The sequence below is a fragment of the Bacillus sp. AR8-1 genome (assembly GCF_008042345.1).
Lineage (GTDB): Bacteria > Bacillota > Bacilli > Bacillales > Bacillaceae_G > Bacillus_A > Bacillus_A cereus.
Map to the genome: position 1 here is coordinate 46835 of NZ_QNUB01000044.1, position 10660 is coordinate 57494.

Sequence of the window (10660 nt, forward strand, 5' to 3'; positions counted from 1 at the left end):
GTAACATGAGGGTTACTGTTTTTTTCTTTGTAGTAAAGAGCTTTGTAAAGAGAGCGCTTTTTGTTCTGTTGTTAATAAGGAATGAATATGAACGTTTTCTGGACGAGGGACTATCGGATACATAAGATTTGTTGGAGAAGGGTGGTGCTCCGAGCCGGTTGGAGAATGAGGATCTGCATGAGTAAGTTTTCCATGAATACGTCTTGTAAATAAAATATGACCGATTTCGTGAGCGAGCGTATATATATTTTTCATAGGGGCAGCCGAATTTGTTAAAACGATATAGCCAGTAAGTTGCTGTTGTTTTGCTAAAGAATAAGCGCAGGCAATTACTGCTGTTTCTTTGAAATAATCACTGCCAATATAACAAATATAAAGGTCGCATTCAGGAGCTTCATTTACACATGTTTGGAAAAAGGATGCCAACTTTTCTTGACTTTGAATGGAATTTTTATAACTGATTTCACGGTCAAAAAAACGGAAAAGTTCATTTAATACAATTACTTCTTGAATTTGAAATGTAATGGGGTGCCAAATTGATTCTGCAACAGCTAAATCTTTTGCGATGCGGTCATCAGAAATATCGGCGCCGGGAGTAATGCAAATACATATATTGACGTATGGATCCATAAGGAACACCTCAAATGAAAAAAGTTCTTCCTATAATATATGTGGGGAAAAGATGTCATGTATGGATAAACGCCTTCTTTATTGAATATATAGATGACAAGTCGAAAAAATTTCATAGTTCTATAACATGGTATGGTCGTCTTTTTGATATAGTAAAGGAAAGGGGGAGAATATATGTATACATTAAAAATCGTTTCAGACAGAGAAGCACTTTATCAATTTGCGAGTTATGTAAGAGTTGTACAAGGGGTTGAAGATGTATATGTAGAGGTGGGAGAACCTTTATATGAACATCCTTTAATGAAGTTTTATGTACATATTAAGCTGAAAGAAACATATGAGCAGCATAAAGCGTTACAGGAAATAGCAAGATTAGTAGAATTGGGTCGTTTTACATATGTCCATTATCGTAATGATGAAATTGAGGAAGCTTTTGAAGCTGTAAAATATGAAAGTTTTAAGAAATAAAGATGAAAAAACGGAGGCGAAAGCTTCCTTTTTTTCTTTAAAATTACATGAACAAAAAGAGAGAAATTTTGTTATGATAAGGGAGGTTAGGGAAAGGGGAATTTACATATGGGGTATATTGAAGAGTTACGAAAAGTCGTTGGTACAAGACCGCTTATTCTCGTAGGATCAGCAATCATTATATTAAATGATAAACAAGAAGTATTGCTTCAATATCGTTCAGATACATATGACTGGGGTGTACCTGGCGGGGCGATGGAACTGGGTGAAACGACAGAAGAAACGGCACGTAGAGAGTTATTTGAGGAAACGGGGTTAACTGCAAAAATAATGCAATTTCTTGGTGTTCTATCAGGAAAAGAAGTATATTTCCGTTATCCGAATGGCGATGAAAGTTTCAATGTCATTCATCTGTATCAGGCACATCATGTGAGCGGGGAATTAAAGCTCGATCATGAAGGGTTGAAACTTCAATATTTTCCAGTAGATAAGTTGCCAAAATTGAATGAAACGACAGAGAAAATTTTACAAAAGTTTTTATATGCACTGACAGAATAGAAGGTTAATTCCTTCTATTTTTATTATATTAAATATTTTGATTTTTTAGTATGTTTATAGTATGATAGTTATAGATATACATCTTATGGAATTTCACCTAAAAACTGACTAGGGTACATAAGAGAGGGGCAAGTACAAAATGCATAATGTTGTTATTACAGCTGCAGTTCGTTCGCCAATTGGAACTTTTGGAGGAGCGCTAAAAAATGTAACGCCAGTAGAATTAGCTGTTCCTGTACTTCAGGAAGCTGTAAAACGAGGCGGGGTAGAACCACATGAAGTTGATGAAGTAATTTTAGGTCATTGTATTCAAAGAACTGATGAAGCAAATACAGCGAGAACAGCTGCATTAGCGGCAGGATTTCCTGACACAGTTACGGGATATACAATCCAACGTCAATGTTCTTCAGGTATGCAAGCAATTATGTCAGCTGCAATGCAAATCCAATTAGGTGTAAGTGATGTTGTTGTTGCAGGTGGAGTAGAAGCGATGAGTTCGAGCCCTTATGCATTGAAACAGCACCGCTGGGGACAACGTCTACAGCACGGAGAAATTCGTGATACGGTGTGGGAAGTGTTAGAAGATCCGATTCACCATATTATGATGGGTGAAACAGCGGAAAATTTAGTTGAACAATATGAAATTACAAGAGAGGAACAAGATGAAGTTGCTCTTCGCAGTCATACATTGGCACTGAAGGCAATCGAGTCTGGACACTTTGACGATCAAATTGTTCCTATTACAATAAAAGAACGTAGAAAAGAAGTAGTATTTTCGAAGGATGAGCATCCACGTGCAGATATTACAGCGGAAAAATTAGCAGGGTTAAAACCAGCATTCCGTAAAGATGGGTCTGTAACTGCAGGTAATGCATCTGGCCTGAATGACGGAAGTGCAGTTCTAGTATTAATGAGCGAAGAAAAAGCGAAAGAAAAAGGCTTACAACCGTTAGCTAGAATTGTTGGATATTCAGTAGCTGGAGTAGACCCGAAAATTATGGGTATTGGACCAGCACCAGCAATCCGAAAAGGATTAGAGAAAGTAGATTGGTCATTAGAAGATGCAGATTTACTTGAAATTAATGAAGCTTTCGCGGCTCAATATTTAGCTGTAGAGAAAGAGTTAGGCTTAGACCGTGAAAAAGTGAACGTAAACGGTAGTGGCGTAGGACTTGGGCATCCAATTGGTTGTACAGGGGCTCGTATTACAGTAAGTTTAATTCACGAATTAAAAAGACGTGGTTTAGAAAAAGGAATTGCCTCTTTATGCGTTGGTGGCGGTATCGGGGTTGCCTTATTTATAGAAGCACTATAAAAAAGAAGCAGCTATTGCTGCTTCTTTTTTTATGACTCAAATAGATGATGGAATAATCGATCGCGATTTTCAAAGAAAAGTTTCGTCGTTTGATAATGCTCAGTTTCTTCTAATGTGGATTCGTGAATCCCTTCTTGTGTTAAAGAATATATAGTGGATTCAGGGTAGGCCATTAAAATAGGAGAATGCGTCGCAATAACAAATTGTGAACCTTGTTCCGCTAGCTCATGCATTCGAATAAGCATGGAAAGTTGTCTCATTGGTGATAAAGCTGCCTCAGGCTCATCTAAAATGTATAAACCTTGTCCTGAAAAACGGTTCATAAATAAGGAAAAGAATGATTCGCCGTGAGATTGTTCGTGTAGTGAAACGCCGCCGTAAGATTTTATAGCATCTATTTCATCAATATAAGAAGCAACGTTATAAAATGATTCAGCGCGAAGAAAGAAACCGTCGTTTGGTGTATTGAAACTTTTGGAAATTCGAAGGTATTCATGTAAAGATGAATGTGAATCGTTAGTGCTAAAGCGAAAATTCTTCGTTCCACCTTCTGCATTAAAGCCTAACGCAATTGCAATTCCTTCAAGTAATGTTGATTTACCCGTTCCATTTTCTCCAATAATGAATGTTACATTTGGATGAAAAACTAGTGATTGTAATGTTCGGATAGCAGGTAAGCAGTAAGGATATGCGGAAAAACTAGGGATATTTTCTTTTTTTAATGTGACATTTTGTAAAAAGGGTACGTCAATCAATATATAAACCTCAATTCATAACGGATTTTGATTCTAAAAAGGCGGCAAATACAAGTGTTAATGACACCTGAATCCCTTCCTTATTTTCTGAATATTTTATGTGGATTATATCATTTAAACTATCATATTCCAATGTGAAAATAAATATTGCATGAAGATCCATTCTCTCGTTATGATATATGGTATTCTATTGAAAATGTGAGAAGGAGTTAAAGTATGCCGTTTACATTTGCACATCCAGCAGCAGTTCTTCCTTTTGCGAAAAAGCATTCTAAACATATTTCAGTAACGGCTCTTATATTAGGTAGTATGGCGCCTGACTTTGAATATTTTTTACACTTTAGACCGTATGGTGTAATTGGGCATACGTGGCTTGGATTCTTATATTTGAATTTACCACTTGTCTTCTTGTTAGCATACATATATCATTACATTTTAAAAAAGCCTTTTATAACGCATTTACCTAAACCGATTGCTGGGTATTATACATATGTAGTAGACAAGCGGTGGGGGCTTCATAGATGGAAGAATCTTTTTGTATTTTGTTATTCAGCATTATTCGGTATGTTAACGCATGTTGTTTGGGATGCATTCACTCATAAGACAGGCTATTTTGTTATGAAAATACCATTATTACAAAGAGAATGGTACGGTATCTCTGTTTATAAATATATGCAACATGGAAGTACATGTATTGGTTTTCTATTATTAGTATACGTTTTATGGAAGTATAGAAATGAAATGGGTAAAGATCTTATTTTAGCTTCGGAAAAAAGAAAGTATTGGGTTTCAGTAATTGTTGTAGCAACTATTATATTTATCGTGCACGCGTTCCTAGATCCCTATTTTCATATTTTCCAAATTGGAGGTATAATAGTATCTGGACTGACAAGTTCATTTTGTGGACTTGTCATTGTTTCTATAGTTTACAAAGCCAGGGACTAATTTTATATTCATGAATGATAGCGTTAGGAGAAATGAAATGATGAAAGCATGGAAAAGTATTTTTGTTTTATGTAGTTTTCTTCTTATGTTAAGTGGTTGCTTCCATCAAGAAGAAAAGAAAGCTGAACCGAAGAAGAAAGAATCTATTCCTGAAACAAAAGAATATGGTGGGCGTGAGCTGAAAAAAGTAGGACAAAAAGTGAAAGAAACAGGATGGGGTACTTTCAAGTTAGAGCAGATGCATTCTGTGAATCAAACATTTGAAGTAGCGCCAATGAAAATTCACGTACAAGATGTGAAAGTAATTTCTTTATCACAGATGAGTGAAAAGGCAAAAAAAACATTGAAAGTATACACGGCACTAACTCCTGAAGAAGTAAAACGGAGATTAGGGGATAAAGTAAGCCAAGAAGATGCAGAATTATATGCATCGCTAAGTGGAACAGAGATTAGTAATACAATTCGTTACGTTGAGATTACATATAAAGTGGAGAATACCGGAAATAAAAATATGCAATTTTTCTCTATGAATGATGTTATGATTAATGGTAAGCAACATTTTAAAGTAGCCACTCAAAACTTTTTATATGACGAAGATACGTTAGTTGGTACAAAAAATGTATCAAGAGAAGACTATAAGCCTGGTGAAACAAGAGATGGTATTATTGGTTTAATACTTGACGATGGAAAAGACAAAGTAAAGGATATTCAGTTTACAACTGATGATTTACTTGCAGGAGATTCAGAAACACAAGATGTTGTAAAAGAGCCACAAACGTTTAACATCTCACTTTCGGAGTAATGTGTTTTTAAAATAATGTAAGAAAAAACAGTCAGCACTCAAAAGATTATGTTGACTGTTTTTTTATTTCTTTTATGTATGAATCTACATTTTGAAAAGGCACCTTAATTTTAAACGCATCTTTTTGTTCATTAAATTGCTTTTCATTGTAGGGACCGAAACGTTTATTGTGCTTTACGTCAATAATCCAATAATGTTCACTTTTTTTATTTGCAATTGCTGCGTCAGGGTTATTCGGATCTGATTTTTCCTCGGTTTGTTTTGCAATAATGTATTTATCATCCCAAGCAATGTCTGTAATTTTTGCAGGGATGTATTGTGTGGCATATACAGCATCTTGCGAGGGGAAAAGTTCAAATGCATTTCCAGAAGTACGTATGAGTTCGTATTCATCGTTAACCGTATAAGTTAAGTGACCTGTGTTTCCTGCACAACCAGTTAATAGGAAGGCGACGAATAGGATTATCCATTTTTTCAATATGGGAACCTCCTTTATAATGCTATTGTAACAAATTGTACAAGAAAAGTAAGAGAAACGCTAGTTTACAATGTTTTTTAGAAGTGGTACGATGAGACGGGTAAAGAAGGATATGAAGGAGTCGACATAAAATGAAGTTAAAGATGCATCGTCCAGCGCTTGTAATGAATCGCATAGGTGCTTCCCTAATTGACATGTTTTTAATCTCGGTTATGTATGGTGCAGTAGTAGCTATTATGACCGGAAACTATAGTGCTATGTTTAAGCGCTTTAATATAAGTTTAGGTGATTTTAGATATGATTTCGCAGTAGTTTTTATATTAATGGCGATATATTTTATTGTGTTACCCTTTATTTGGAACGGTGTTACACTTGGAAAAAAGGTAACGAGAATAAAATTAATTTCATTGAAGAGTGAAAAGCTAACGTTGCAAACATTAATTATAAGATTTTTTGTAGTGTTATTACCGAACGTATTGCTATTAGGAATTCCATTAATATGTAACGTATATATGATGTTGTTCCGCAAAGACAATTGCGGTTTTCAGGACTTAATTACAAAGACGAAAATAATAAGTCTTGTATAATAAAATAAAAAAAGACCTTTTTATATATAAAAAGGTCTTTTGGATTTTATAAGTCTATTTTGAATGTTTACAGTAAGGAAAAGCTAAAATGTGTCATTTTTATTTATAATAGATTGAAAATTAAGATAATGGTATAATAATTAAAAATAATATCTTTATCTCACCATTCGGGGCTGATTAAAGTTTTACTTTATATAATAAGGGGGAAGTTGAGATGACAGGAGGTAGCATAATTTTTTTGGGCATTCTCATTTTTATCGGTCTAGTTCTTGATCAGCGTAAGAGTAAGAAAAAAGAAGGATAAAAAGTAAGCGTTTACAAATCGAATAGCAATTTTTCTTGCTTGCAGAATAATCTCATAAAGGAGTATACTGAATGACGGTAAGACTTATAGAAGGGGTAATGAAAATGAAGCTTGCAGGAAAAGTTGCTATCGTAACTGGCGGTGGCATCGGTATTGGACGTAATACAGCTCTTTTGTTGGCTAAACAAGGCGCAAAAGTAATTGTGACGGACATTGATCAAGAAAGTGGACAAGCAACAGTGGAGGAAATTACGAATCTAGGCGGAGAAGCCCTTTTTGTATTCTATGATATGGAAAAGCAAGGAGATTGGCAACGCGTTATTAGCATTACTTTGAATGCATTCAGTCGCATTGACATGCTTTTTCAAAATGCTGGTTTATATAAAATAGATTCGATTTTTTCTCGCCAACAAGAGAACGATTCCAATGTACTTTGTATTAATGACGTTTGGATAGAGATAAAACAATTAACGTCATCTTTTATGAAACAGCAAGAAGAAGTGGTGCTTAGTGATTTACCGATTTTCGGTATTATTGGCACGAAAGGACAATCATTTCATACAGTAGAAGCCCTAGTATAATAATGAAAACCGCCCTCAATATATGTGGACGGTTTTTTTGTATGTTATATAGAAGGAAATTTTTTTAGCGAATACGTTGTTCTGTTTGGCTGTCAAAGAAATGCGCTTTATTTAAATCAAATGCCAATTTAATTTGGTCTCCAGGTGAGAATATATGTCTTGCATCAACACGTGCTGCAAAATCTTGATTTCCAAGTTTCATATATAAAATAGATTCAGCACCTAACAATTCAGCAACTTCAATTTTTGTTGTGAAAGTAGTAGATTGTGAAGCTTCTAAAAATAGTAGTTCATCATGAATGTCCTCCGGGCGAATACCTAAAACAATTTCCTTATTTACATAGCCTTGTTCACGTAGCATCTTCATTTTTCCTTCAGATACTTTGATTTTTATAGTATTGTCTATAACGAAATCGGTTTCAGTCAATTTACCACGGAAGAAGTTCATCGCTGGTGACCCGATAAATCCACCCACGAAAATGTTTTCTGGTGTTTCATATACTTCTTTTGGTGTTCCAATTTGTTGAATCTTTCCATCCTTCATAACGACAAGACGCGAAGCCATAGTCATTGCTTCTGTTTGGTCATGTGTTACATAAATTGTTGTTGTTCCAAGGCGATGATGTAGCTTAGAAATTTCTGAGCGCATTGCAACACGGAGTTTAGCATCTAAGTTTGATAGTGGCTCGTCCATTAAGAAAACTTTTGCATCTCGAACGATTGCTCTACCTAACGCAACACGTTGGCGCTGTCCACCTGATAATGCTTTCGGTTTTCTACCTAAATATTGTTCAAGTCCTAAAATTTTTGCTGCATCTTTTACACGACGATCGATTTCATCTTTTGGTATTTTTCGAAGTTTTAATCCAAATGCCATATTATCATATACACTCATATGTGGATAAAGAGCGTAGTTTTGGAAGACCATTGCGATATCTCGATCTTTTGGAGGAACATCATTCATTAGTTTACCATCAATTGAAAACTCGCCTTTTGAAATATCTTCGAGTCCAGCTACCATTCGTAATGTTGTAGATTTTCCGCATCCAGAAGGACCGACAAATACGATAAATTCTTTATCTTGAATGTGTAAATTAAAATCAGTTACAGCTGTTACGTTATTATCATATATCTTATAAATGTTTTCTAATTTAAGTTCTGCCATGGTATTTCCCCCTAGAAATAATTATGCAAACGTTTTCTTTGAGTTCATTATAAACGAATAGATTCAAAAAATAAATAAAAAAATAAAACGTTTTCATATATTGGAGAATTATTAGTGATTTTCGCGTTTTTTCTTAGAAAAAGAACAATAAAAATTGTAAGCGCTATTTTAAATTGAGATAGAATCTGTTATCATTCATTAATGAAAACGTTTGCGCCTTAAAAAAGAGAAAAATGAATTATGAATGAAATGGGGTAGCATAATGGAAAAACAATGGTGGAAAGAAAGCGTAGTATATCAAATTTATCCTCGTAGCTTTATGGATAGTAATGGTGATGGTATAGGAGATCTTCAAGGGATTATTTCAAAGCTAGATTACTTAAAAGAGTTAGGGATTGATGTGATTTGGTTATCACCAGTCTATGAATCTCCAAATGATGATAATGGTTACGATATAAGTGATTATTGTAAAATTATGAACGAGTTCGGAACAATGGAAGATTGGGATGAACTATTACATGAAATGCATGAACGTAATATGAAATTGATGATGGATTTAGTTGTTAATCATACATCTGATGAACATAATTGGTTTATTGAATCACGTAAATCAAAAGATAATAAATATAGAGATTACTATATATGGCGTCCTGGAAAAGAAGGGAAAGAACCAAACAACTGGGGAGCTGCTTTTAGTGGATCTGCATGGAAGTATGATGAAATGACGGATGAATATTATTTACATCTGTTTTCTAAAAAACAACCGGATTTAAACTGGGATAATGAAAAGGTAAGACAAGATGTTTATGAGATGATGAAGTTTTGGTTAGAAAAAGGAATTGATGGATTCCGCATGGATGTTATCAATTTTATTTCTAAAGAAGAAGGGTTACCAACAGTTGAAACAGATGAAGATGGTTATGTTTCAGGTCATAAACATTTTATGAACGGTCCAAACATTCATAAATATTTGCATGAAATGAATGAGGAAGTATTATCGAATTATGATATTATGACGGTTGGTGAGATGCCAGGTGTAACGACAGAAGAGGCCAAATTGTATACTGGAGAAGAACGAAAAGAGTTGCAAATGGTATTCCAATTTGAACATATGGATTTAGATTCAGGAGAAGGTGGAAAGTGGGATGTAAAACCATGCTCACTTCTTACTTTAAAAGAGAATTTAACAAAGTGGCAAAAAGCATTAGAGCATACCGGATGGAATAGCCTTTATTGGAATAACCATGATCAGCCTCGCGTTGTATCTCGTTTTGGTAACGATGGAATGTATCGCATTGAATCTGCAAAAATGTTAGCGACAGTTCTTCATATGATGAAGGGGACGCCATATATTTATCAAGGTGAAGAAATCGGAATGACGAACGTTCGATTCCAATCGATTGATGAATATAGAGATATTGAAACGTTAAATATGTATAAAGAAAAAGTGATAGACCATGGTGAAGATATAGAAAAAGTAATGGAATCTATTTATATAAAGGGTCGTGATAATGCTAGAACTCCGATGCAGTGGGATGATCAGAATCACGCTGGATTTACAACGGGTGAGCCTTGGATTACTGTAAATCCTAACTATAAAGAGATTAATGTGAAACAAGCAATCCAAGATGAAGGTTCAATTTTTTATTACTATAAGAAATTAATTGAGCTACGCAAAAATAATGAAATAGTTGTATATGGATCATATGATTTAATATTAGAGAATAATCCTTCTATTTTTGCTTATGTAAGAACATATGGAGACGAAAAACTACTTGTTATTGCAAACTTTACTGCGGATGAAAGTGTATTTGAAATGCCTGAGGATATTAGTTATAGTGAATCAGAATTATTCATACACAATTACGATGTAGAAATCGGATCGATAGATAACATTACATTACGTCCGTATGAAGCGATGGTATTCAAATTGAAATAAGAAAAAGCCTTATGCCACCTTGAAGTGCACCCCAATTGTTAGACACAGTCTAACAATTGGAGGTGCATTTTTTATGGTTAAATTTTCTTCAAAAGAAAAAATCCAAGCGGTGGAACGATATTTAGATGGTACA

At 34.5% G+C, this 10660-nt stretch carries 13 protein-coding genes; 9 read left to right on the forward strand and 4 right to left on the reverse strand.

Annotated elements, in window-relative coordinates:
• Positions 1-12: 12 nt before the first annotated feature.
• The gene (locus DN400_RS24750) at positions 13-630 is read right to left on the reverse strand and encodes an ImmA/IrrE family metallo-endopeptidase (protein WP_000371606.1); all 618 of its coding nucleotides are present in this window, start codon (positions 628-630) and stop codon (positions 13-15) included.
• Positions 631-804: 174 nt separating this feature from the next.
• Here DN400_RS24750 and DN400_RS24755 point away from each other — a divergent pair, with 174 nt between their 5' ends.
• The 3 genes from DN400_RS24755 (at position 805) to DN400_RS24765 (ending at position 2971) form a co-directional block, all read left to right on the forward strand.
• Positions 805-1098 carry a DUF3928 family protein gene (locus DN400_RS24755; protein WP_000288330.1) on the forward strand — a complete coding sequence of 98 codons (294 nt, stop codon included), beginning with the start codon at positions 805-807 and terminating at the stop codon, positions 1096-1098.
• Between the two features lie 108 nt (positions 1099-1206).
• Positions 1207-1656, forward strand: a complete 450-nt coding sequence (locus DN400_RS24760) for an NUDIX hydrolase (protein ID WP_141505583.1) — start codon at positions 1207-1209, stop codon at positions 1654-1656.
• A 139-nt stretch (positions 1657-1795) separates the two neighbouring features.
• Positions 1796-2971, forward strand: coding sequence for an acetyl-CoA C-acetyltransferase (locus tag DN400_RS24765; protein ID WP_000552075.1), 1176 nt, complete (start codon positions 1796-1798; stop codon positions 2969-2971).
• A 29-nt stretch (positions 2972-3000) separates the two neighbouring features.
• On the opposite strand, the gene DN400_RS24770 is transcribed toward DN400_RS24765, so the two are convergent.
• Entirely contained in the window at positions 3001-3726 is a 726-nt protein-coding gene (locus DN400_RS24770) for an AAA family ATPase (RefSeq protein ID WP_000568009.1), read from the reverse strand.
• A 216-nt stretch (positions 3727-3942) separates the two neighbouring features.
• Here DN400_RS24770 and DN400_RS24775 point away from each other — a divergent pair, with 216 nt between their 5' ends.
• Entirely contained in the window at positions 3943-4671 is a 729-nt protein-coding gene (locus DN400_RS24775) for a DUF4184 family protein (protein ID WP_097912014.1), read from the forward strand.
• 37 nt (positions 4672-4708) lie between these two features.
• Complete coding sequence (locus DN400_RS24780; RefSeq protein WP_000973896.1) at positions 4709-5473, forward strand: hypothetical protein; 765 nt, start codon at positions 4709-4711, stop codon at positions 5471-5473.
• Positions 5474-5519: 46 nt separating this feature from the next.
• On the opposite strand, the gene DN400_RS24785 is transcribed toward DN400_RS24780, so the two are convergent.
• On the reverse strand, positions 5520-5951 hold the full coding sequence (locus DN400_RS24785; protein ID WP_000758786.1) for a DUF3997 domain-containing protein: 432 nt from the start codon (positions 5949-5951) through the stop codon (positions 5520-5522).
• A gap of 131 nt (positions 5952-6082) precedes the next feature.
• Between DN400_RS24785 and DN400_RS24790 the strand changes: the two genes are divergently transcribed.
• The 3 genes from DN400_RS24790 (at position 6083) to DN400_RS24800 (ending at position 7423) form a co-directional block, all read left to right on the forward strand.
• Positions 6083-6538 carry an RDD family protein gene (locus DN400_RS24790; RefSeq protein ID WP_000769080.1) on the forward strand — a complete coding sequence of 152 codons (456 nt, stop codon included), beginning with the start codon at positions 6083-6085 and terminating at the stop codon, positions 6536-6538.
• Positions 6539-6752: 214 nt separating this feature from the next.
• Positions 6753-6842: a flagellar motor protein gene (locus tag DN400_RS24795; protein WP_071713526.1), complete on the forward strand. Its 90-nt coding sequence runs from the start codon at positions 6753-6755 to the stop codon at positions 6840-6842.
• Positions 6843-6913: 71 nt separating this feature from the next.
• A complete protein-coding gene (locus DN400_RS24800; protein WP_000218413.1) occupies positions 6914-7423 on the forward strand; it encodes an SDR family NAD(P)-dependent oxidoreductase in 510 nt (169 codons plus the stop codon).
• Between the two features lie 64 nt (positions 7424-7487).
• Here DN400_RS24800 and DN400_RS24805 read toward each other — a convergent pair whose 3' ends face one another.
• Entirely contained in the window at positions 7488-8588 is a 1101-nt protein-coding gene (locus DN400_RS24805; RefSeq protein WP_071713525.1) for an ABC transporter ATP-binding protein, read from the reverse strand.
• A 262-nt stretch (positions 8589-8850) separates the two neighbouring features.
• Here DN400_RS24805 and malL point away from each other — a divergent pair, with 262 nt between their 5' ends.
• Positions 8851-10527, forward strand: coding sequence for an oligo-1,6-glucosidase (malL, locus tag DN400_RS24810; RefSeq protein ID WP_097912016.1), 1677 nt, complete (start codon positions 8851-8853; stop codon positions 10525-10527).
• Positions 10528-10660 lie beyond the last annotated feature (133 nt).